Genomic DNA, 21,997 nt, shown 5'->3' on the forward strand with positions numbered 1-21,997 from the left:
CGGCGTCAAGCTCGCCAGTAGATTCCGGCCGTTCACCGCAGGGGATCGATGCTCGCCGTCGCCGTGCTGGCCGCCGGGAAGGGAACCCGCATGAAGAGCCAGCTCCCCAAGGTCCTGCAGCCCCTGGCGGGCGCCACCCTGGTGGAACGGGTGCTCGCAAGCTGCCGCAACCTGGCCCCCCAGCGGCAGCTGTTGATCGTGGGTCACCAGGCGGAGCGGGTGGAAGCCTCCCTGGCGGCGGTGGCGGGGCTGGAATTCGTGCTGCAGCAACCCCAGCAGGGCACGGGTCATGCGGTGCAACAGCTGCTGGCGCCCCTGGCGGGCTTCGAGGGCGAGCTGCTCGTGCTCAACGGCGATGTGCCGCTGCTGCGCGCTGACACCCTCGAAAAGTTGCTGGATCAGCACCGCCGCAGCGGCGCGGCGGTGACCCTGCTCACCGCCAGGCTCACGGACCCCAGCGGTTACGGCCGCGTGTTCAGCGACGGGGACGGACGGGTCAGCGCGATCATCGAGCACCGCGACTGCAACGACGATCAGCGGCGCAACCATCTGATCAACGCCGGCATCTACTGCTTTGACTGGAAGCGCCTGGCGGAGGTGCTGCCCCAGCTCAGCACCGACAACGACCAGGGGGAGCTCTACCTCACCGACAGCGTCGCCCTGCTGGGCCACGCCACCCACCTGGAGGTGGCCGACCCCGACGAGATTCTGGGCATCAACGACCGGATTCATCTGGCCCAGTGCGAAGCGGTGCTGCAGGAACGGCTCCGGCGCCACTGGATGGAGAAGGGGTCAGCTTCATTGATCCCGCCAGCTGCACACTCAGCGAAGGCAGCCGCTTCGGCCGCGACGTGGTGATCGAGCCCCAGACCCACCTGCGCGGAACCACAACCGTGGGCGATGGCTGCCATCTCGGCCCCGGAAGCCTGGTGGAGGACAGCTCCCTGGGGGCCGGCGTGGAGGTGCTGTTTTCGGTGCTGCGAGGGGCCACGGTGGGCGATGACTGCGCCATCGGCCCCTACGCCCAGCTGCGCCCGGGCACCGTGCTGGACAAGCGCTGCCGGGTGGGCAACTTCGTGGAAGTCAAGAACAGCCACCTCGCTGACGACTGCAGGGTGAATCACCTCAGCTACATCGGCGATGCCGATCTCGGGGCGAACGTCAACGTGGGGGCGGGCACGGTCACCGCCAACTACGACGGCGTGCGCAAACACCGCACGATCATCGGCGCCGGCAGCAAGACAGGCGCCAATTCCGTGCTCGTGGCGCCCGTCAAGCTGGGGGAGGGGGTCACCGTCGGGGCCGGCTCCACGATCACCAAAGACGTGCCCGCCGGCGCCCTGGCCCTGGGCCGGGCACGCCAGGTGGTCAGGGAAAACTGGCCGGTAACATCTCCCGCAGCAGGGGAATCAGCCGCTCCAACGCCACCCCCGGCTCGCCTTGAGCAGCAGGGTGTCCCCCGGCCTCAGCCACTGCCCCAGGGGGCCGGCGGCGGCGGCGGGATCGGCCACCCGCTCCAGGAGGGGCACCCCAGCGGCGGCCAGGAGCATGGCCTGCCCCTCGGCGCCTCCGTCCACCACCACCAGTCCATCGAGTCCGAGGCGTGCCGCCAGGGCGCCGATGGCGGCGTGGAGCTCCAGGCTTTGTTCGCCCAGTTCGAACATGGTGCCCAGGACGGCAAAGCGCCGTCCTCCCTGCTGGGCCAACAGCCGCAGGGCCGCCTCGGTGGCCTCGGGCGAGGCGTTGTAGGTCTCATCGAGCACGTGCACACCGCCCACCTTCAGGCGGGCGCTGCGTCCCCCGGCAGCTCCACGCGCAGATCGGCCAGCGCTTCCGGCGGCACCCCCAGCTCCAGGGCCACCGTCAGGGCCAGCAGCAGATTGCGGGCGTTGTGGGCCCCTGGAAGCGGCAGCCTGTAGCGGCGCCCCCCAGGCTGAGGTGCGTCCCATCGGGCTCCAGTTGGCCGATCCCATCGGCCGGCGGCAGGGCCGGATCGAAGGGGCCATCGCCCGCCAGGGCCAGCCGCCGCACCCGGCCCGGCCAGACCGCTGACAGGGCCGCCTCCAGCAGGGGATCCCCCGCCGGCACCACCACCAGAGCGGCGGCCGGAAGACCCGTGACGATCTCGCACTTGGCGGTGGCAATCGCTTCGCGGCTACCGAGCCGACCGATATGGGCCGTGCCGATGTTGGTGATCACGGCGATGTCGGGCCGGGCGCAGCGGCTGAGGCGCTCGATCTCCCCGGGCCGCGCATGCCCATCTCCACCACCACCGCCGCCTCATCGCCGGTGGCCTTGAGCAGGGTGAGCGGCACGCCCACATCGTTGTTCTCATTCCCCACACTGGCCAGGACCGGCCCCAGGGGGCAAGGGCGGCCCGCAGCAGCTCCCGGGTGGTGGTCTTGCCGGCTGAACCGGTCACCGCCACCACCGCTGCCGCCAGCTCTTGGCGGCGCAGAGTCCCCAGCAGCTGATAGGCCGCCTGGGTGTCGTCCACCGGCCAGGCCGGCAGGCCTTCGGGCACGTCTGGGAGCTGCGAGCGCTCCACCACCGCCGCCAGAGCCCCGCGCTCAAGGGCCTGGGCGAGGAAGCGGTGGCCATCGAAGCGCTCCCCCACCAGGGGCACGAACAGACTGCCCGGCTGCAGCGAACGGCTGTCGGTGGTCACAGGCCCCAGGGGCTGCTCCAGATCCAGATCCGCTCCGCCCACCGGCGGTCCCCACTGCTCCACCAGCTGCGACAGCCGCATCCCTTCAGGCCCCCTCAGCCGTACGAAAGCAGAATCATGCCGCTCCCCACCCGGGCCTGGCGTCCCAGCACACGGCCACGGCCATCGACCAGCTCGAGCCTGTCGTAGCCGAGGCCCTTGGTCTGCTGAAGCCAGCGGTCCGCCTGGCGTTGAAGCTCGCCGGCGGAGCGGGAGAGAAAGTCGGGCGTCAGCTCCAGCACCAGCAGAGATCGCTCCGGCTGGGGCCGGGCGGCGATCAGCAGTGCGGGTCCATCGCTGGTTCCGGCATCGTCGGCCAGAAGCTCCAACAGGGGGTCGAGGGCCAGCGCTGGCGGGGAAGGCGGTGCTGGCGGTTCGGCCGTATCGATCAGTGGTGCCGGTTCATCGGCTGGGATCGTCGCCGGAAGCGACCCTCCGGCCTCTGCAACGGAACGGGTCTCCAGGGGCGTTGGCACAGGCAGGGGGATCACCTCCACGGTCCGCGCCCCGCCATGGCCCCAGAGCGTTGCGGCGCCGAGCGGCAGCAGCAGCGCAACCAACAGCACAAGGGGCCAGAACACCCTGGAGAGGGCGCCGGGCCAGAAGGCCGGCAGGGGGAGCTGGCCCGAGCCGTTGCGACGCCAGAGTTCCCTGGCCCGCAGGCCCAGGCTCGCCAGCACCGCCCGCAGGTCCTGGCCCAACAGGCTCCACGGGCTCACATAGGAACTGGGCAATGCCGTTCCGCTCTCTGGCAGATCCCCGGGCGGGCCGATCGGCTCGTTCATCGAGCGCGACTCAACACAGCCGGATCATCCCTGGGGACGCCGCAGCAGCCGCGAGAGGGGATGGCGTCGAGCCGGTTCCGGTTCCGTTCCGCCAGCCGATCCAACCGCTGACTTGTCGTGGCCGGGCCCCTCGATGCCAGCCCCCTCAGGGCCAGCACTGGTCTCCGGCTTCGGATCCTGGTGTGAAGGCGCCCCGCCATGGCGGCTCGGATCAGCATCCTGACCCAGGGAGAAGGCCTCCACATCCTGGGCGGAGGGGTGGGCTCCTTGACCCCGCGCACTTCCCGGTACATGTGGTCGTACTCCAGGGCGGAACGGCCCCAGCTGTGGTCGGCGGTCATGGCACGACGCTGCAGTTCCGCCCAGCTGTCTGGATGGCGGTAGGCCTCCCAGGCCCGCACGATCGCCGTGTAGAAATCCAGCGGGTCGTAGCGGTCGAAGCAGAAGCCGGTGCCGCTGTGGTGGGCCGGATCATGGGGTGGCACCGTGTCCACCAGGCCCCCCACCCGCCGCACCACCGGGATCGAGCCGTAGCGCATGGCCAGCAGCTGGCTGATGCCGCAGGGCTCGAAGCGGCTGGGCATCAAGAAGGCGTCGCTGCCCGCGTAGATCAGGCGCGAGAGGGCATCGTCGTAGGTGAGGAAGACAGAGAAGCGGCCCGGGTGGCGCGCCGCCAGTTGCCACAAACCCGATTCGAAGTGACGATCGCCCGTTCCCAGCACCACGAGCTGGCTGTCGGTGTAGGCCAGCACCCGGTCGGCCACCTGCAACAACAGGTCCACCCCCTTCTGGTCCACCAGGCGGCTCACCAACCCCAGCACGAAGGTGGTGGGGTTGAGGGTGAGCCCCATGCGCTCCTGCAGGGCGGCCTTGCAGAGGGCTTTGCCCGAGAGATCTTCGCTGGAGAAGCAGGCGGGCAGGCTGGCGTCGGTGGCCGGATTCCAGTCAACGGTGTCGATGCCGTTGAGGATGCCGCGCAACTTGCCGCTGATGAAATTGAGCAGGCCATCAAGACCTTCGCCGTAGTTGGGGGTGCGGATCTCCTTGGCGTAGGTGGGAGAGACGGCGTTGACCCGATCGGCATAGAGCAGGGCTGAGGCCATGGTGTGGTCCCCCTGCATGTACCAGGGGCACCAGGTCATGCGGTCCAGCTTCCAGCGCCAGGGGCCCTGGTACTGAAGGTTGTGGATGGTGAAGACCGTGCTGATCTCGGGGTCCTGATGCATCCACACCGGGATCATGCCGGTGTGCCAGTCATGGCAATGGAGCACCTCCGGTTTCCAGTGATGCCAGGCGAACTCGGCCACGGCGCTGGCAAAGAAGGTGAAGCGCCAGTCTTCGTCTTCGCCACCGTAGATGCGCTCGGGATCGAAGACCGGATGGCCCACCAGATAGATCGTCAGGCCGTTTCCGGGGTGGCGCGTTTCGTAGATCGCGAAATCCGTGCCCATGGTGTGGCCGCGCCAGATCGGCTCAACCGAGATCGTCAGGCGACTCCACAGACGGCTGTAGCCGGGCAGGATCAGGCGCACGTCATGGCCGAGGGCCGCCAGAGCCGGGGGCAGCGAGCCGACCACGTCGCCCATGCCCCCCACCTTGACCATCGGGGCGCATTCAGCCGCAGCAAAGAGCACCCGCATTCGGCCGACCGTCCAGACGATCTGAACTTTAGGCGGCCTCCCCCAGACGGCCTCAGCGCAGCACGGTCAGCGCAGAACTGTCACCGCAGCACCGTCAGCGCAATACGGTCACCGGCGTGCCGACACTCACCATCTCGAACAGAGCGCGCACATCCTCGTCATAGAGACGCACACAGCCGTGGGACACGGCGCGGCCGACGGTCCAGCGGTGGGGGTGCCATGGAAACCGGCCGCGACACAACCCTTGATGTCGAGCACCTGATCGCCATCGGAGGCCTTGCGACCATTGCAATCAAGGTGAAAACCGATCCAGCGGCTGCCCAGGGGGTTGTCAGCGCCGGCCGCAATGCGCTTGGCGCTGGTGGGGTGCTCCCAGACCGGATCGGTGCGCATGTCGGTGATGCTGAAGTTTCCAGCGGGTGTCTCCCAACCCGGCATCCCCACGGCCACGGGGAACTGGCGCAACAGGGCGCCTGAATTGATCACCAGCAGACGGCGGCGGCGGCGATCGAGCACCAGATGCAGGCCGCTCTGGACCTGCAGATCCGGCGGCAGCAGGGTCAAGGGGTTGGCCGGTGGTGCCTTGGCAGGAACTGCTAGGGGAGGAGCGGCCGAAGCCGCCTGCGCAGGGGCGCCCAGCGCCGGCCTGAGCGCCATGCCCCAGCCCAGGGAGAGAGCAAGGGCGGCCAGGGCGGTGCCCCGCAAGCCAGCCCAGCGACGGCCCCGACGACCTGGACCCGGACGCCCAGGGAAGAACAGTTGGAGTGCGGTGCGCATGGTGGTCAGGGCAGCCAGGGCACCCCGGAAAAATCCGGGTCACGTTTTTCGAGAAAGGCGTTACGCCCCTCCTGGCCCTCCTCGGTCCGGTAGAAGAGATGCGTGGCCTGGCCCGCCAGCTCCTGGATCCCCGCCAGCCCGTCGGTTTCAGCGTTGAAGGCAGCCTTCAGGCAGCGAATTGCCGTGGGGCTGTGCTGCAGCACCTCCGGGCCCAGCGCACCCCTTCCGCCTCAAGCTGCGCCAAGGGCACCACGGCGTTCACCAGCCCCATGGCCAGCGCCTCCTCGGCGCCGTAGCGGCGGCAGAGGAACCAGATCTCGCGCGCCTTGCGCTGGCCCACCACCCGGGCCAGATAGCCGGCCCCGAAACCGCCATCGAAGCTGCCCACCCGCGGGCCGGTCTGGCCGAACACGGCATTTTCAGCAGCGAGGCTCAGGTCACAGAGAAGGTGCAGCACCTGGCCGCCGCCGATGGCGTAGCCCGCCACCAGGGCGATCACCACCTTGGGCAGGCTGCGGATCAGCCGCTGCAGATCGAGCACATTGAGGCGCGGCAGCCCCTGCTCATCGACGTAGCCGCCGTCGCCGCGCACGCTCTGATCGCCACCGGCACAGAAGGCATGGACCCCATCGGCCGCTGGCCCGGCACCGGTGAACAGCACCACCCCCACCGACGGGTCGTCACGCACCCGTGAGAAAGCGTCGCAGAGCTCCTGCACCGTGCGCGGCCGAAAGGCGTTACGGAGCTCCGGGCGGTTGATGGCGATGCGGGCGATGCCGTTGCCCGAGAGCTCGAAGCAGATGTCGTCGTAGGAGCCGGCAGGGGTCCAGCGCACCGGATCTGGCATCAGCTGGGGGCAAACGGTGGTGCCATTCTGCGATCCGGCCCGGGAAGCCCCCGGCGCAGCCGCTGGCGCAGGGCGGCATCGCGGCGGCGATCCGTGCGCAGTTCAATCAGCGCCAGGGTCAGAGGTTCTGCCCAGGCCAGGGCCGCCGCCAGCTCCCCAAGCTCGTTCAGCCGGCGAACGGGCACCCCATGGGCCACCGCCAGATCGAGGGGGTCCACCGGCTGGGGCATGGCAAACAGCCGATCAAAATCCAGCCAGGCTTCGGCCGCCTCGCCCGGGCGGATGGGCAGTTGCTCGAAGATGCCCCCGCCACCGTTCTGGATCAGCACGACGGTGAGACGAGCGCGCAACTGGCGATGCCAGAGCCAGCCGTTGGTGTCATGCAGCAGGGCCAGATCGCCCGTCAGCAGCACCAGGCGCCCCTCGCTCTGGGCCAGGCCAGCGGCCAACGACAGGGTGCCGTCGATGCCGGAGGCGCCGCGTAAGCCATGGATGCGCCGGGGCGGGGCCGCCGGGTCGGCGAAGCTCTCCCAGTCGCGCACGGGGCTGCTGCTGGCCAGCATCACCGCCACCCCTTCAGCCACCAGGCGGCTGAGCTGGCGTGCCAGGGCCGGTTCGCTGGCGGCGGCGGGGTGCAGCTCCCGATCCAGCAGGCACTGGGTGTGGGCCTCGAGCGCCTGCCACTGGGCCGCCTGATCCAGGCTGGCGGAGGCCGGGGCGCCCTCAGCGAGGTGGTCGCGCCATTGGTCGCTCCAGGCCACCAGGCCGCAGCCCCATTGCCGTTGGGCGCAGCCGAGGGGATCGAGGGGGCGCTCGTCCCCTTCGCTGATCAACAGCTGCAGGCCCCCCGTTGCGGTGAGCCAGCGCTGCAGCCGGCGGCTGGCGGGCAGAGGTCCCAGCCGCAACACCTGATCCACCGGCGGCAGGGCAGCGGGATCCTCAAGGAACAGGTCGTAACCGCCGATCGCGCCCAGTTCCGGCAGACCCCGCAGCCAGGAGAGACCATCGGCGAGCAGCGGCCAGCCGCTGCGACGTCGCCAGAGGGCCAGCAGGCGGACAAAGGCCTCAAAGCCGGCCCGATCCCCCGCCAGGGGCCGGCCACAATCACACCGGGCCGGTCCAGGTCGAAGGGGAGCTCTGGGGCCAGGCCGGCAGCCTCGGCGGGGGAGCGCCCCAGGGCTGAGCCGGCCAACGCCTGCCCAACCTCCCATTGCCCTGCTGAGGCAAGCTCCCTGGCCAGAGCGATCAGGGCCTCACCGCCCAGGTGAAGGGGCTCGTCGAAGGGGAGGTTCAGGTGCACGGGCCCGGCGGGCCGCTCGGGACCCTTGCCCTGGGCGGCCTCCCAGGCAGAGAGGGCCAGCAGCTCGATGGCCTCGGGCTCCATGGCCGCCAGCCCACTCGGATCACCCTGCAGCAGTCGCCGGCAGGAACCCCATAAAAACTGCTCCTGGTTCACCGTCTGATTGGCGCCTGTGCCCTTGAGCTGGGCGGGCCGATCGGCCGTGAGCAACAGCAGTGGAATGGCCGAATAATCGGCCTCCACGGCAGCCGGCAGCAGGTTGGCCACGGCCGTGCCCGAGGTGGTCACCACCGCCGCAGCCACCCCATCGCCCCGCCCCAGCCCGAGGGCAAAGAAGGCGGCGGAGCGCTCATCGAGGGCGGTCGTGAGCATCAGACCGAAGGGCTCCAGCAGCGCTGCCGCCACGGCCAGGGGCCCCGACCGGCTGCCCGGGCAGAGCACCAGCTGGCGCAGGCCGCAGCGCCGCAGCGCCTGCAACAGGGTGAGGGCGGCCCGCAGGTTGGCTTCAGCTCCCGGGGGGACCCGGTGGGGATCGGGGACACGCTCGGCTCGGCCCTCGGCTGGTCAGGATGTGCCGATCATGCTGAACGGACCCGTCCCGATGGCCAGACGCTGGGGCCCATGAACGATTCCGCCTCTGATCCTGCCCCTGGTTCTGCCCCTGGAGGGGCCGCTGATCCTGCCGCTGGCGCCATGGCCCGCGCCGGCTGGCGCCGTCAGCTGTTCTCGCTGTTGCTCTGGGTGGCGGTGGCGCTGCTGCTGCGCACCTGGGTGATCGAGCCGCGCTGGATCCCGTCGGGTTCGATGCTGCCCACCCTGCAGCTCCAGGACCGGATCCTGGTGGAGAAGATCAGGCCTCACCTTGGCTCGCCCCTTCCCGTGGGCACAATCGTTGTGTTCAGCCCCCGGATGCGCTGCTGCGGGCCGGTTACGACCCCCAGTCGGCCCTGATCAAACGGGTGGTGGCTCTGGCCGGCGATGTGATCGAGGTGCGTGGGGGGCAGCTGTGGCGCAATGGCCAACGGGTGGAGGAGCCTTGGTTGGTGCAGCCGATGGACTACGAGCTGCCTCCCTTGACCGTTCCCGATGGCCAGCTGCTGGTGCTGGGCGACAACCGCAACGCCAGCCTCGATTCTCACCTCTGGGGGCCCCTGGGCCGCGACCGGGTGATCGGCACGGCGGTGCTGCGTTATTGGCCGCTCGATCGGCTCGGGGCGATCCGGTTGTCCACCTCGCCGGCTGGACGTCCAACCGATCGCCTGCAGTAGGGTTTCGTTGTGCTGCAGACAACACCGGAGATGTTCAACCCGGAGTTCTTGGCCACAGACAGTGAAGCGATCAACGGCAACTCCCTGATCGAGTACCTGCAGGATCAGTCTCCGGATGTGTTGCAACGGGTGGCGCGCTCCGCCAGTGGCGACATCCAGGACATCATTCGCCACAACGTTCAGGGTCTGCTGGGGATGCTTCCCGGCGAGCAGTTCGAGGTCAAGATCCAGGCCAGCCGCGACAACCTGGCGGGCCTGCTGGCCTCGGCGATGATGACTGGCTATTTCCTGCGCCAGATGGAGCAGCGCATGGAACTGGAAGCGAGTCTCTTCGGCGAGGCCGGGCTGGAAGCGGACCCGGGCGAACTGGAACTCTGAACTCCGGCGGCGAACGTCCCTCAGGCCTGCCGAGACGTTGAGAGCACGCAGGAGGCCAGCACACGCTCATCGAGCTCCCGCAGGAAGCTCCAGACCCCATCACCCGGGCAGGGGCCCTCTCTGATGGCCTCAGCCAGTGCGCCCAGCACCGCCCCTGAGCAGGGCACGGGAGCCCCGTGGTGGGCAGGGATCACCCAGCGCAGGCCATCGAGGGCCGCCAACTGGGTGAGCCAGGTGGCCAGCAGCTCCCGGTGGCGGGGAAACACCAGCCGCTCCACCACCGGCGCCACCTGAAGCCGGGGTTGAGCGCCTGGACCCAGCAGGGCCAGGAACGCCTCCTCCCAGCCGCCGCTCCAGCGAAATGGATAGAGCCCGAAGTGACTGCGGGGGTTTCTCAGTCCGGACCCCAGGGCCCCGCCGCAGGTCTTGGCCAGGCTGAGCACCTCCAGACCCTGGGGTCTGAGGTAGGTGGCAAACAGCACCATCCGCCACCAGCCGCGCCGGCGCTGCTCAAGGCCATCGCTGAGCGCTTCATCGCCGCGATCACGGGCATGGAAGAGCAGCGGGGTGGGATCGGCCGCGAAGATCTCCGGTGGCTCCGCCTCAATCGCCAGGAGGGCATCGGTGAGCAACAGGGCCCCACTGGCGCGGTGGAAGCAGGCCACTTCTGAAAAGAAGCCGATGCCCAGATCGAGGGGACCAAGGGCGCACCAGTCGATCTGATCGCCATGGGGCACACCCTGCTCGATTAACACCCGGGTGCGCTGGGCCGGGAAACCCAGCCAGGCCAGGGGCAAGCGCAGGGGAAAGCTCCACTGCTCGGGAGCCACCCAGAGACGGGCCGCCGGAAAGGCACGGGCCATGGCCGGCACCGGCAGTTTGTGCTCAAGGCCGGAGGCGGTGGGCAGCACGATCGTGACCACCGGACCATGGCGCTCCTCCAACTCCCGCAACGCCGCCAGCAACTCGGCGGTGGGGGCGACGGGGGCGTAGAGCAGCAAGCCCTCGCGCAGCTTCACCACGGTCATGCGGATCGGCACCGCCACGTAGTAGAGGCCGATCAGTTGCTCGAAGCTCCAGATCTGACCAGGAATCAGTTCCCGCAACAGGGTGCGGCGCCTGCCGTAGGGGTAAAGCGGCAGCAGGGGCCACCAGAACCAGCGACGGTCACGCCATCCGTTCATCGGGCCCCGCCGCTGCGCCGCAGGGCCAGCAGACCATGGCGCGGGGCGAACAGGAAGCTGAGCACAAACAGCCCCGTCTGGGCGAGCACGATGCAGCCTGCCGTGGACGCATCCATCCAGTAGCTCCAGTAGATCCCGATCAGGCTCGAGAGCACTGCCGAAGCGATCGCGATCCAGCTCATGCGATCGAACCGGTCGGTGAGCAGATAGGCCGTCGCCCCAGGGGTGACGAGCATCGCCACCACCAGAATGATTCCCACCGTCTGCAGGCCGGCCACCGCGGCCAGGGAGAGAAGCGAGAGCAGCAGGTAGTGCAGGGCACCAGTGGGCAGGCCGATCGAGCGGGCGTGGGTCGGGTCGAAACAGAACAGAATCAGGTCGCGGCGGAACACCAGCAGCAGCGTCAGCACAACGGCGCTGATCCACAGGGTCTGGGTGATGTCGGAGGCACCGATCCCCAGCACGTTTCCGAACAGGATGTGTGTGAGGTCGATCGTGCTGCGCACCTTCGAGACCAGCACCAGGCCCAGGGCAAAGAACCCTGTGAAGACCAGTCCGATCACCGTGTCTTCCTTGATGCGGGAGGTCTGCTTGATGAAGCCGATCACGATCACCGAGCCCACGCCGAAGACGAAGGCACCCAGGGCAAAGGGCAGGTTCAAGGCATAGGCGATCACCACCCCCGGCATCACGGCGTGCGACACGGCATCGCCCATCAGCGCCCAACCTTTGAGGGTCATGAAGCAGGAGAGCAGTCCGCAGACGGCGGCCACCAGTGCGCTCACGAGCAACGCCCGGACCATGAAGGGGTGCTGCAGCGGTTCGATCAGCCAGTGCAGTGGATCCATCAGAGGTCGTTCAGCGTCCGGGCGCTCTCCACGGTTGCGGTCGGATCGGCGCTGAAGGTGCGGGCCAGATTTTCCCTGGTGAACACCTCGGAGGTCTCGCCATACACCAGGACCGTTTTGTTGATCAGCACCACCTGATCGCAGAAGCCCGTCACATGGGCCAGATCATGGGTGGAAATCAACAGGGTGCGGCCTTCGCGGCGGAAGCGCTCGAAGAGCTCGACCATCAGCTTTTCGGTGTGGATATCCACCCCGTTGAAGGGCTCGTCGAGCAGCAGCACCGAAGCCCCCTGGGCCAGCGCCCGCGCCAGAAAGGCCCGCTTGCGTTGACCGCCGGAGAGTGTGCCGATCTGCCGCTGGCGCAGGTCCCAAAGATCCACCTGTTCGAGGCTTGTGCGCACCGCCTGGTGATCGCTGCGGCGGGGAATGCGCAGCAGATTCATGCCGCCGTAACGCCCCATCATCACCACCTCGGCGACGCTCACAGGGAAGTTCCAGTCCACACTTTCCATCTGGGGCATGTAGGCCACCGCCTGCTGGCGGAGTGCTCGATCGAGCGGCCATCCATTGATGCTGATCTGACCGCGCGACGGGCGAACGAACCCCATCAGCGCCTTGAACAGCGTGGATTTCCCAGCGCCGTTCATGCCGACCAGCCCGCAGATCGTGCCGGCGCTCACCCGCAGCGACGCGTCATGGAGCGCGACCACGCCGTGGTAGGCCACACAGAGGCCCTGCACGACGATCCGATCGACCGTCAAAGGGCTGTGATCGGGGCCACGGCGTTCCATGGTTTCATTCTCCCTTCAAGCCGCTCACCAGCAGCCGGGCGTTGTGCCGCTGCAGCTCCAGCAGCGTCGGCGCCGGTCCGCCGGGGAGGGAGAGGGAGTCCACATAAAAGGCTCCGCCGTAGCGGCTGCCACTCTCCTGGGCCACCTGGCGCTGGGCCTTGTCGCTCACCGTCGTCTCACAGAACACGGCCGGCACGCGCCGCCGCCGCACCAGCTCCACCAGCCTGGCCATCCGCTGCGGGGTCACCTGGGATTCGGCGTTCACCGGCCAGAGGTAGGCCTCCTGGAGCCCATAGTCACGGGCCAGGTAGGAGAAGGCCCCCTCACAGGTCGCGAGCACACGGCGCTGGGGCGGGATGCTGGCGAGGGACCGGCGCAACTCCAGATCGAGCTGGCGCAGCTGGGCGCGATAGGCCGCAGCGTTGCGGCGGTAATGCCCTGCGCCGGGGGATCGAGGCGGGTGAAGGCACCGCGGAGGTTCTCCACATAGACCTCCGCCAGGCGGGGGACATCCAGGCGTGGGGGTTGGGCTTGCCTCGGTAGGCATCAGCGGCGATCGGCAGCGGTGTGATCCCCGCAGAGAGGAAGACATGGGGAACCCCCGGCAAGTTGGCCGTGAACCGGCGGGCCCAGCGCTCAAGATCAAAACCATTCTCGAGAACCAGCACCGCACCGCTGGCCCGCCTGATGTCACTCGGCGTGGGTTCATAGCCATGGATTTCGGCCCCGATCTTGGTGATCGATTCCACCCGCAGGCGATCTCCTGCGACCATGCGAGCCATGTCGGCGAGAACACTGAAGGTGGTCAGCACCAGGGGCCTTTCGCTGCGATCACCGCTGGGGGATCGAGGGGGCGGGAGGGACTCGCTCTGGCATCCCCCCAGCACCACCAGAAGGAGCAGGGCGACCAGGGGCGTCAAGCCGGCCGCTGGAGCCAAGCAACGCCAACGAAACATTTTTTGAAGCTAAAGGAAAGCCCCCCTCCGCTGGGAGGGGGCTGATGAACGGATCCTGTTGGCGATCGCGCTCGTTGGGCTGTTCGATCAACCGATCGCAGGTGCGGTCAGCGCCACGGGCGCCGTCTGGCTGGTGGCCAGATCGAGCGGGAAGTTGTGGGCATTGCGCTCGTGCATCACCTCGAAACCGAGGTTGGCACGGTTGATCAGATCGGCCCAGGTGTTCACCACGCGGCCCTCAGAATCCAGGATCGACTGGTTGAAGTTGAAGCCGTTGAGGTTGAAGGCCATCGTGCTCACGCCCAGGGACGTGAACCAGATCCCCACCACGGGCCAGGCGGCCAGGAAGAAGTGGAGGCTGCGGCTGTTGTTGAAGGAGGCGTACTGGAAGATCAGGCGACCGAAGTAACCGTGGGCGGCCACGATGTTGTAGGTCTCCTCTTCCTGGCCGAACTTGTAGCCGTAGTTCTGGGACTCGCTTTCGGTCGTCTCACGCACCAGCGAGCTGGTCACCAGCGAGCCGTGCATGGCCGAGAACAGGCTGCCGCCGAACACACCGGCCACGCCGAGCATGTGGAACGGGTGCATCAGGATGTTGTGCTCCGCCTGGAACACCAGCATGAAGTTGAAGGTGCCGGAGATGCCCAGGGGCATGCCATCGGAGAAGGAGCCCTGGCCCAGGGGGTAGATCAGGAACACGGCAAAGGCGGCCGACAGCGGGGCCGCGTAGGCCACACAGATCCAGGGGCGCATGCCGAGGCGGTAGCTGAGCTCCCACTGGCGGCCCATGTAGCACGAGATGCCGATCAGGAAGTGGAAGACCACCAGCTGGTAGGGACCACCGTTGTAGAGCCACTCGTCGAGGCTGGCGGCTTCCCAGATGGGATAGAAGTGCAGGCCGATGGCGTTGCTGGAAGGAACGACAGCGCCGGAGATGATGTTGTTGCCGTAAAGCAGGCTGCCGGCAACGGGCTCACGGATGCCGTCGATGTCGACGGGGGAGCAGCGATGAAGGCAACGATGAAGCAGGTGGTGGCCGCCAGCAGACAGGGGATCATCAGCACACCGAACCAACCCAGATAGATGCGGTTGTCGGTGGAAGTGACCCACTGGCAGAAGCTTTCCCAGCTTCCAGAGCGGCCGCTGCGGATGGCAGTGGTCATGGGACCTTATGAGGACGGGATGGATGCCGAGGTTTCGCTACCCACAACAGGCAGGGAACATCAGCCTCCAGAGGCTAGGAAACAGTGAACGATCAGCCGAGGACAGGGATACGAAACTTTCAATCCCTTCAAGCAAATTCATGGTTTTATCCGTCAACATTGCAATTCGTTACACGCCCTCGGGAAGGTACGCGGCTGGGCCGCCGCCCCCTGGCGCAGCCACCAGTCACGGCCCTGTTGCAGAAAAGCGGCCCAATCGAGCCTCTCCGCCTCGGCTGCCCTCGCCACCAGCAGCGGAGCCTGGTGCCGCAATTGCTCCAGATCCGCCGCCTCCACGCCGACGGAAAGAGCAAGCACATCGGCCATCGCATGGCTCACCACCCGGGTCAGATAGGCGGCGCTGAGGGCCTGGATCGCTCCCCCAACCAGCCAGGTGGCGCCATGGAGCTTGATCACCCCGGCCAGGGCCTGGGTGCTCCACTCCACCAATCCCATCGCCAGGGCGGCCTTGGAGAGCTCCAGGGCCGTCTCCTTGAGCTGATCGCTCGACCAGGGGCAGTCCCAGAGTTGGGCCATGTCCCTGAGCATCAGCCCGTTGGCAACGCCAAGCACCAGCAGATCGAGGCTGGGGAGGGGTGCGGCGAACACGCCGGCGGCCACCACCCATTGGGTGCGTTGCTGGAGCTGCTTCCAGTGGCGCCTCCGAACCGCCTCCAGATCCCCCTGGAGCTTGCCGTGAAACTGCTGCAGGCAGCGCAGCTGTGTGGATTCGAGCTGCTGACGGCCGGCTTCCGCCAGGCAGCGCCGCAGGGGTTGCAGAGCCGCAGCGAGCGTCGCCGTTTCGCCATTCCAGAACAGAAGTTGCTTGGCGAGACCCTCCGGCAGCTGGGCCAGCAACTCCTGGCGCAGGGAAGGATCGCCCCCACCGGCCGCCTGCTCCACCAGCAACCAGAGGGGCTGATCCTTCGGTAGCGATTCCAGCCAGCGCAGATCTGCGGCCTGCAGAGGCAGCTCCAGTCGATAGAGGAGTTGGTCGCAGCGCAGAAAAGATTCGGGCCAGCGCCAGTCAGCACTGGCCCGGTCCAAAGGCGCGGTGCCATGGACACGGAGCGGCAGGGATCCCCTCAGGGCGTCTGCCAGAACAGGCAGGCGTGCCGCATCCGGCGGGACAAGACCCACCAGAGCGACCTCCAGGGCGGAGCGCTGCTGCCGTTGACGCAGGGCTTCCAGCGTGCGGCGATGCCCCTCGAGGGCGGGATGCCCTGGGGCCTCCAGCCGAAGGAACTGCTCCAGCAGACCCTCGCAGCGCAGCATCCAGGCCGCAGAGGTGCGGGGCAAGCGCGCCCGGGGCGACTGACGCCGCCTGGAGAGGAGCCACAAGCCGGCGGTGACGGCCCCCAGGGGCACCACCGCCGACAGGTGAAGGTGAAGCGCATCACCGACCACCCAACCCCCCGCCAGCACGCCGGCCAGCGGCCACCAGCGCGGCAGCCGCTCCAACGGGGTCGATCCCGGCGTCGGATCGAGAACCGGCGGGGCGGCGGGAGGTGTCAAGGACGGGCCGCGGATCGGTGCATGTTTAGCTCAGCTCCCACGGGCTGCCCAGGCGTGCGTCAGCTCTGACACCTGCTCGACTCGATGGCTCGGCTGGAAGGCTCCGCCTAAAATCAAAGAATGCAGCAGCTGGGGGCCATGGACGAAGGAGTGTCCTGCGCCGCAGGTCAACGGTCCATGCAGCCCCTCGCACTCGCCCGCGGCAAGAACGGGGGTCACGGTTACGGGATCCATGGTTGACGCAGAGTTCCTATCGGTCCTGCTCCCTTTGGAGCGTCAACGCCAACGGGCCAGCGAGCAGCTGGCGTTGGTGCGACAGGCCGAAGAATTCCATGGTGACCTGCCCGTCCTGGTGCTGGATCGTTGCTGGCTGCGGCTTGATGTGGTGGCGGTGAAGGATCTCGCCGGCCAGCTGCCCCCCGACACCAGTGCCGAGGCCCCTGAACTGGTGCGCTTCCGCCAGCTGCGGGCCGAGGGCGTCGGGGCCCTGGGGGCTGAGCAACGCTGCTGGGATGAATTCGGTCGTCAGGCCTGCCAGGGGGCCCTGCGGCGTTACTGGCACGCCCAGGACAGGGGCAACCACGGCTGGACCCTGGAGCGCTACCTGGCCTTCCTGGCCGCTTACCGCCAGACCTTCGAGGATCCGCAGCGAGCGGCACTGCCCCTGATTGTTCTGGCGCGCCCCGGCGACGGGATGACCCATCGCTTGCTCTGGTTAGGCCAGGCCTCGACCCCCATGCGTCACACTTGCGCCTGAGTGCAGGCTGTGGCAATGGCCGAACAGATCAATTCCGCCCAACCCCAGGACCAGGACCGGCCGGAGGGTGAGCCCCAACCGAGCGGCGAGAACCCTGCTGGCGAGGGCAGCAGTGTCGAGCCCAGTGCTGGAACACGACGTGGTGCAGCACGAATTGTTGGACGGGGCAGTGGAGACCGGGGTGGTGGCGAACGTGGTGGAGCCAGCCGTGAAGCCGGTGGCTTCCGCATCCGCCTGAGCGACAACGAACTGCGGGCGGCCCAGGCCGTGCAGGAGGCCTTCCAGCTGCGCTCCACCGTGGCCGCCCTGGGGCTTTCGATCCGCACCGTCGCCCAGTTGCTCGAGCAGGGCCAGCTCGATGCGTTGGTGGCTCAGCACCACGCCGGCGGCGGCGGTGCCGGTGGCGGCGGTGGAGTTCGAGCCGAGGGTGGCCCGTCGGAGCGCCGCGGACCCCGCCCGGAGCGCTCGGGTGAGGGACGTGGTGAGCGCCCCTCGTCGCGGCCCAATCCTTTCGCGCGGCCCAGCCGCCCAGCCCCCCGTGCCGATCCAGAGCGAACCGGCGCCCCCTGAGGCCGAGGAGTCCGCTCCCGAGCTGGCCAGCGATTCAAGCGAGATCCCCAGCACCAGCAGCGAGCCAAGTGAGGCCGTTCAGGCCAGCGAGGCCAGCTCAGAAACCAGCCACGATTCCAACCCCGAGAGCGCCAGCGAGGGCTGAGCGATGGCACGGCCCAGGGTTCTCTCCGGTGTCCAACCCACCGGTGCGCTCCATCTCGGCAACTGGCTGGGGGCGATCCGCAACTGGGTGGAGCTGCAGGATGACCACGACACTTTTTCTGTGTCGTCGATCTGCACGCGATCACCGTGCCCCACGACCCGGCGCTGCTGGCGGCGGACACCCGCCGCACGGCGGCCCTCTATTTGGCCTGTGGCATCGATCCAGGGCGATCCACCGTCTTCGCCCAGAGCCATGTGAGCGCCCACAGCGAACTCTGCTGGCTGCTCAACTGCGTCACGCCGCTCAACTGGGTGGAGCGGATGATTCAGTTCAAGGAGAAGGCGATCAAGCAGGGCGACAACGTCTCGGTGGGCCTGCTGGATTACCCGGTGCTGATGGCCGCCGACATCCTTCTCTATGACGCCGACCTGGTGCCGGTGGGGGAGGACCAGAAGCAGCACCTGGAACTGGCCCGCGACATCGCCCAACAGCGCATCAACAGCCGTTTCGCCCCTGAGGACGCGCCCTTGCTCAAAGTCCCCGAGCCGCTGATTCTCAAGGCCGGCGCCCGGGTGATGAGCCTCACCGACGGGCGCAGCAAGATGAGCAAGAGCGACCCCAACGAGGGCTCCCGCATCAACCTGCTGGATCCTCCGGAGTTGATTCTCAAGAAGATCAAGCGCGCCAAGACCGATCCGACCATCGGCCTGGTCTTCGACGACCCTGAGCGCCCTGAGGCCGACAACCTGCTGGGGCTCTATGCCCTGCTGGGCGGCCGCAGCCGTGGGCAGGCGGCGGCGGACTGTGCCGCCATGGGGTGGGGAACCTTCAAGCCCCTGCTGGCGGAGCTGGCGGTGGAGGCACTCAGGCCGTTGCAGGAGCGCTACCGCGAGCTGGAGGCTGAGGAGGGCTACATCGATCAGGTGCTGCGCCAGGGCCGCGAGCGGGCCAGCGCCGTGGCTGGGGCCACCCTGGAGCGCGTGCGCGCCGCCCTGGGCTTCCTGCCCGTCGCCTGAGCGAGAGCCACCCAACGGCTTTTTGCGCGATCTACCGCCCTTGGAGCCCTGATCCCGAACCGGGGCAATGATCAGCGCCGCTAATGGTTCAGCCTGAGCAGACAGCCTGGAGCGCTGCTGTTGCGTGGCGGCCGCCAGCGGCGCCGAGCCCCTGCCGTCCCAACGGTCTTGGCCGTGTCTGATCCTGAAGGGCTTGACAACGGCACAGTGCGTCGCATTTGTCCAGTTCGGCTCGAAGGGTCTCGCACCCGGGCTCGCCCAGAGGCCAACGTCTTGGCAACTCTTCCTCTGTCTGGCTGCCCATGCGTCTGTTGCCCCAGCTGCTCTGCTCCTGCGCCCTGGTGCTGGTACCCCTGGTGCCGGCCGCCCACTCCGAACGCCAGAGCCAGGCCAAGCCGTCGGCACCATCCGTGGCGACCGACGCCGCAGAGCGGCCGACCCAGCAGCGCTGGCTGGCGCCCTTCGCCGTGACAGCGGAGCGCAAGGCTCTGCTCAACACGATCCGCTTCGCGGAGGGCACCTGGCGCAATGGCAGCGCCGATGGCTATCGGATGATCTACGGCGGTGAGCTGGTCACCAGCCTCAACGCACACCCCGATCGGGTGGTGGTGCGCCGCTACGCCAGCGCCGCAGCCGGCGCTTACCAGTTCATGCCTGACACCTGGCAGGCCGCAGCGGGATCGTTGAAGCTCAAGGGGTTTGGTCCTGCCAACCAGGACCAGGCGGCCCTCTACCTGGTGAAGCGCAGCGGCGCCCTGGAGGCCATCGACCGCGGCCAGCTCACCCCGGAGCTGATGGCCCGGCTGGCCCCCACCTGGGCCTCGTTTCCCGACCGTTCGGGCGCCAGCGTCTACGGCCAACCCGTGCGCCGCGGGGACGAGCTGGCGCGTTTCTATGCCAGCAACCTGGAGCAGATCCGCGCCACCAGCTGAGACCGGGACGGGCTTGCTGGGGGCACCCCAGGGCAGCGTCCTCAGCCGGCCGGGAACGAGAAATCGCCAAGCCCATGGGCCCCCAGCAGACGCAGCAGCCAGTAGATCAACAACGCCACGGCCACGGCCAGAGCCAGCCGGCCCCAGCGCCAAGCTGGCAGCGGCCGGCCGAGCAGCCCCTGCACCAGGGCCAACCACAGCCCAGTCGCCACCAGGGGCGGGCCGAAGAGATGCAGCTCCAGCGCCTCCCCCAGGTCCCCGTGCAGGGTGGCCAGGGCTGAACGGGTCAAGAAGCAGGTGGGGCAGGGGACGCCCGTGAGCGCCCGCAGGGGGCAGCCCGGCAGGGGCAAGGGCAGTCCGTGGCTGCGCAGGGCCAACGCCACCATCAGCGCCAGGCTGCTCCAGCCGAGCTGTCGGGTCACAGGAGCGCTCCGGCGGCGCTGGGGAGCAGCGGCTGGTCCCACGGGAGGCTTCAGAGGGGAAAGAACGGGCTCATAGAATGGCTCCTCCTGGGGATCGATGGTGTCAACAGTGCTCGCAGGGACGGTGTCGGACCAGCAAGGCAGCGCCCACCTGCCAGCCAGCATCGACCCGCAGGCCATCGCCCTGCCCAAGACCAGCGAGAGCGACCAGTTGCTGCGCATCCGCCACTCGATGAGCCACGTGCTGGCCATGGCGGTGCAGACCCTTCATCCCAAGGCCCAGGTCACCATCGGACCCTGGACCGAAACGGGCTTCTACTACGACTTCGACAACCCTGAACCCTTCACCGAGGCCGACCTCAAGGCGATCAAGAAGGAGATGGGCAAGATCATCGGCCGCCGCCTGCCCCTGGAGCGGATCGAGGTGAGCCGGGAGGAAGCCGAGCGCCGCATCAGCGCCTTGAACGAGCCCTACAAGCTGGAGATCCTGGCCGGGCTTCAGGAACCGATCACCCTCTACACCCTGGGCAAGGAGTGGTGGGACCTCTGCGCCGGCCCCCACGTGGCCCACACCGGTGAACTGAATCCCAAGGCCTTCGATCTCGAAAGCGTCGCCGGGGCCTACTGGCGCGGCGACGAGACCAAGGCCCAGCTCCAGCGCATCTACGGCACCGCCTGGGAAACGCCCGAGCAGCTGGCCGAACACAAACGCCGCAAGGAAGAAGCTCTGCGCCGCGACCACCGCCGCCTTGGCACCGACCTGAACCTGTTCTCGATCGAGGACGAGGCCGGTGCCGGGCTGGTGTTCTGGCATCCCCGTGGCGCCCGCATGCGCCTGCTGATCGAGGAGTTCTGGCGTGAGGCCCACTTCGAGGCGGGCTACGAGCTGCTCTACACCCCCACGTGGCCGACCTCAGCCTCTGGAAGACCTCCGGCCACCTGGACTTCTACAAAGAGAGCATGTTCGGCGCGATGGAGGTGGACGAGCGCCAGTTCCAGCTCAGGCCGATGAACTGCCCCTTCCACGTGCTCACCTACGCCAGCACCCTTCGTTCCTACCGGGAGTTGCCGATCCGTTGGGCCGAGCTGGGCACCGTGTACCGCTACGAGCGCCCGGGGGTGATGCACGGGCTGATGCGCGTGCGTGGCTTCACCCAGGACGACGCCCACATTTTCTGCCTGCCGGAACAGATCAGCGACGAGATCCTCGGGGTGCTCAACCTCACCGAGACGATCCTCTCCACCTTCGATTTCCACTCCTATGAGGTGAACCTCTCCACCCGCCCGGAACAATCGATCGGCGAGGACGCCGTGTGGGAGCTGGCCACCCAGGGCCTGATCGATGCCTTGAAGCGCAAGGGCTGGAGCTACAAGATCGATGCAGGTGGTGGCGCCTTTTACGGGCCCAAGATCGACATCAAGATCGAGGATGCGATCGGCCGGATGTGGCAATGCTCCACGATCCAGCTGGATTTCAACCTGCCCGAGCGCTTCGAACTGGAGTACGTGGCCGCCGACGGCCACCGGGCGCGGCCGATCATGATTCACCGGGCGATCTTCGGCTCCCTGGAACGCTTCTTCGGGATCCTGGTGGAGAACTACGCCGGTGATTTCCCCTTCTGGCTGGCGCCCGAGCAGGTGAGGTTGTTGCCGGTCACCGATGAGGTGCTCGGCTACGCCGAATCCCTCCTGAGCCAGCTGAAAGCGGCAGGCGTGCGTGCCAGCCTCGATCGCAGCGGCGAACGCCTGGGCAAGCTGATTCGCAATGGCGAGCAGCAGAAGATCCCCCTGCTCGCTGTGATCGGAACGACCGAGGCCGAAGCCGGGACGTTGAACCTGCGCAGCCGCCGGCAAGGGGATCTGGGCAGCGTGGCGGTGGCCGATCTGCTGAGCGCCGCGATCCACGCCAACGGCCAGCGGGCCGCTGGTCTCCAGCTGGCCAGCGCCTGAGCGTTCC

At 68.0% G+C, this 21,997-nt stretch carries 15 protein-coding genes and 9 pseudogenes; 9 read left to right on the plus strand and 15 right to left on the minus strand.

What is annotated here, in order from left to right:
• Positions 1-48: 48 nt before the first annotated feature.
• Positions 49-1,382, plus strand: a pseudogene (glmU, locus tag AAF143_RS12760) (bifunctional UDP-N-acetylglucosamine diphosphorylase/glucosamine-1-phosphate N-acetyltransferase GlmU); the annotation flags it as partial.
• Here glmU and AAF143_RS12765 read toward each other — a convergent pair.
• From AAF143_RS12765 to AAF143_RS12795, 7 genes and pseudogenes are all read right to left on the minus strand, one after another.
• A pseudogene (locus tag AAF143_RS12765) lies at positions 1,369-2,749 on the minus strand (UDP-N-acetylmuramoyl-tripeptide--D-alanyl-D-alanine ligase). The pseudogenes glmU and AAF143_RS12765 overlap by 14 nt on opposite strands.
• A 14-nt stretch (positions 2,750-2,763) precedes the next feature.
• A complete protein-coding gene (locus tag AAF143_RS12770) occupies positions 2,764-3,492 on the minus strand; it encodes a hypothetical protein (RefSeq protein WP_255007710.1) in 729 nt (242 codons plus the stop codon).
• Positions 3,493-3,516: 24 nt separating this feature from the next.
• Positions 3,517-5,132 (minus strand): annotated as a pseudogene (gene glgA, locus AAF143_RS12775) (glycogen synthase GlgA).
• 126 nt (positions 5,133-5,258) lie between these two features.
• Positions 5,259-5,909 (minus strand): L,D-transpeptidase, encoded by a 651-nt coding sequence (locus AAF143_RS12780; protein ID WP_414027132.1) that lies wholly within the window; start codon positions 5,907-5,909, stop codon positions 5,259-5,261.
• A gap of 5 nt (positions 5,910-5,914) precedes the next feature.
• A pseudogene (gene menB, locus AAF143_RS12785) lies at positions 5,915-6,675 on the minus strand (1,4-dihydroxy-2-naphthoyl-CoA synthase).
• Between the two features lie 80 nt (positions 6,676-6,755).
• Positions 6,756-7,661, minus strand: a complete 906-nt coding sequence (locus AAF143_RS12790; RefSeq protein ID WP_414027133.1) for a thiamine pyrophosphate-dependent enzyme — start codon at positions 7,659-7,661, stop codon at positions 6,756-6,758.
• Positions 7,586-8,533, minus strand: a complete 948-nt coding sequence (locus AAF143_RS12795) for a thiamine pyrophosphate-binding protein (RefSeq protein WP_414027134.1) — start codon at positions 8,531-8,533, stop codon at positions 7,586-7,588. The genes AAF143_RS12790 and AAF143_RS12795 overlap by 76 nt, the downstream gene beginning before the upstream one ends.
• 216 nt (positions 8,534-8,749) lie before the next feature.
• Between AAF143_RS12795 and lepB the strand changes: the two are divergent.
• Both lepB and AAF143_RS12805 read left to right on the plus strand, forming a co-directional pair.
• Positions 8,750-9,324: pseudogene (gene lepB, locus AAF143_RS12800) on the plus strand (signal peptidase I).
• Positions 9,325-9,354: 30 nt separating this feature from the next.
• Positions 9,355-9,702 (plus strand): DUF760 domain-containing protein, encoded by a 348-nt coding sequence (locus AAF143_RS12805; RefSeq protein ID WP_255007716.1) that lies wholly within the window; start codon positions 9,355-9,357, stop codon positions 9,700-9,702.
• Positions 9,703-9,722: 20 nt separating this feature from the next.
• Here AAF143_RS12805 and AAF143_RS12810 read toward each other — a convergent pair whose 3' ends face one another.
• The 7 genes and pseudogenes from AAF143_RS12810 to AAF143_RS12840 form a co-directional block, all read right to left on the minus strand.
• Entirely contained in the window at positions 9,723-10,886 is a 1,164-nt protein-coding gene (locus AAF143_RS12810) for a DUF4336 domain-containing protein (RefSeq protein WP_255007717.1), read from the minus strand.
• A complete protein-coding gene (locus tag AAF143_RS12815; RefSeq protein WP_315859608.1) occupies positions 10,883-11,734 on the minus strand; it encodes a metal ABC transporter permease in 852 nt (283 codons plus the stop codon). The genes AAF143_RS12810 and AAF143_RS12815 overlap by 4 nt, the downstream gene beginning before the upstream one ends.
• Positions 11,734-12,525 carry a metal ABC transporter ATP-binding protein gene (locus tag AAF143_RS12820; protein WP_255007719.1) on the minus strand — a complete coding sequence of 264 codons (792 nt, stop codon included), beginning with the start codon at positions 12,523-12,525 and terminating at the stop codon, positions 11,734-11,736. Before AAF143_RS12820 ends, AAF143_RS12815 begins: the two co-directional genes overlap by 1 nt.
• Positions 12,526-12,529: 4 nt before the next feature.
• Positions 12,530-13,481, minus strand: a pseudogene (locus AAF143_RS12825) (metal ABC transporter substrate-binding protein).
• Positions 13,482-13,568: 87 nt separating this feature from the next.
• Complete coding sequence (psbA, locus tag AAF143_RS12830; protein ID WP_414027500.1) at positions 13,569-14,531, minus strand: photosystem II q(b) protein; 963 nt, start codon at positions 14,529-14,531, stop codon at positions 13,569-13,571.
• Positions 14,453-14,644 (minus strand): annotated as a pseudogene (locus AAF143_RS12835) (hypothetical protein); the annotation flags it as partial. The gene psbA and the pseudogene AAF143_RS12835, both read right to left, overlap by 79 nt.
• Positions 14,645-14,797: 153 nt before the next feature.
• The gene (locus AAF143_RS12840; protein WP_414027135.1) at positions 14,798-16,198 is read right to left on the minus strand and encodes a YcjF family protein; all 1,401 of its coding nucleotides are present in this window, start codon (positions 16,196-16,198) and stop codon (positions 14,798-14,800) included.
• 232 nt (positions 16,199-16,430) lie between these two features.
• On the opposite strand from AAF143_RS12840, the gene AAF143_RS12845 reads away from it, so the two are divergent.
• From AAF143_RS12845 to AAF143_RS12865, 5 genes and pseudogenes are all read left to right on the plus strand, one after another.
• Complete coding sequence (locus AAF143_RS12845; protein ID WP_255005919.1) at positions 16,431-16,955, plus strand: hypothetical protein; 525 nt, start codon at positions 16,431-16,433, stop codon at positions 16,953-16,955.
• A 15-nt stretch (positions 16,956-16,970) separates the two neighbouring features.
• Positions 16,971-17,525 carry a hypothetical protein gene (locus AAF143_RS12850; protein ID WP_414027136.1) on the plus strand — a complete coding sequence of 185 codons (555 nt, stop codon included), beginning with the start codon at positions 16,971-16,973 and terminating at the stop codon, positions 17,523-17,525.
• Positions 17,494-17,670, plus strand: a complete 177-nt coding sequence (locus AAF143_RS12855) for a hypothetical protein (protein WP_414027137.1) — start codon at positions 17,494-17,496, stop codon at positions 17,668-17,670. Before AAF143_RS12850 ends, AAF143_RS12855 begins: the two co-directional genes overlap by 32 nt.
• Before the next feature lie 3 nt (positions 17,671-17,673).
• A pseudogene (gene trpS, locus AAF143_RS12860) lies at positions 17,674-18,686 on the plus strand (tryptophan--tRNA ligase).
• Positions 18,687-18,988: 302 nt separating this feature from the next.
• On the plus strand, positions 18,989-19,618 hold the full coding sequence (locus tag AAF143_RS12865; RefSeq protein ID WP_255005923.1) for a glycoside hydrolase family 104 protein: 630 nt from the start codon (positions 18,989-18,991) through the stop codon (positions 19,616-19,618).
• 41 nt (positions 19,619-19,659) lie between these two features.
• Here AAF143_RS12865 and AAF143_RS12870 read toward each other — a convergent pair whose 3' ends face one another.
• On the minus strand, positions 19,660-20,082 hold the full coding sequence (locus AAF143_RS12870) for a DUF2752 domain-containing protein (RefSeq protein WP_414027138.1): 423 nt from the start codon (positions 20,080-20,082) through the stop codon (positions 19,660-19,662).
• 139 nt (positions 20,083-20,221) lie between these two features.
• On the opposite strand from AAF143_RS12870, the pseudogene thrS reads away from it, so the two are divergent.
• Positions 20,222-21,990, plus strand: a pseudogene (gene thrS / locus AAF143_RS12875) (threonine--tRNA ligase); the annotation flags it as partial.
• Between the last annotated feature and the right edge of the window lie 7 nt (positions 21,991-21,997).

The organism is Cyanobium sp. ATX-6F1 (assembly GCF_047395825.1).
GTDB lineage: Bacteria > Cyanobacteriota > Cyanobacteriia > PCC-6307 > Cyanobiaceae > ATX-6F1.

Coding starts and splice junctions, on each gene's coding strand:
- AAF143_RS12770 (WP_255007710.1), bottom strand. CDS start 3,492: ATGAACGAGCCGATCGGCCCGCCCGGGGATCTGCCAGAGAGCGGAACG.
- AAF143_RS12780 (WP_414027132.1), bottom strand. CDS start 5,909: ATGCGCACCGCACTCCAACTGTTCTTCCCTGGGCGTCCGGGTCCAGGT.
- AAF143_RS12805 (WP_255007716.1), top strand. CDS start 9,355: ATGTTCAACCCGGAGTTCTTGGCCACAGACAGTGAAGCGATCAACGGC.
- AAF143_RS12810 (WP_255007717.1), bottom strand. CDS start 10,886: ATGAACGGATGGCGTGACCGTCGCTGGTTCTGGTGGCCCCTGCTGCCG.
- AAF143_RS12815 (WP_315859608.1), bottom strand. CDS start 11,734: ATGGATCCACTGCACTGGCTGATCGAACCGCTGCAGCACCCCTTCATG.
- AAF143_RS12820 (WP_255007719.1), bottom strand. CDS start 12,525: ATGGAACGCCGTGGCCCCGATCACAGCCCTTTGACGGTCGATCGGATC.
- AAF143_RS12845 (WP_255005919.1), top strand. CDS start 16,431: ATGGTTGACGCAGAGTTCCTATCGGTCCTGCTCCCTTTGGAGCGTCAA.
- AAF143_RS12850 (WP_414027136.1), top strand. CDS start 16,971: ATGGCCGAACAGATCAATTCCGCCCAACCCCAGGACCAGGACCGGCCG.
- AAF143_RS12865 (WP_255005923.1), top strand. CDS start 18,989: ATGCGTCTGTTGCCCCAGCTGCTCTGCTCCTGCGCCCTGGTGCTGGTA.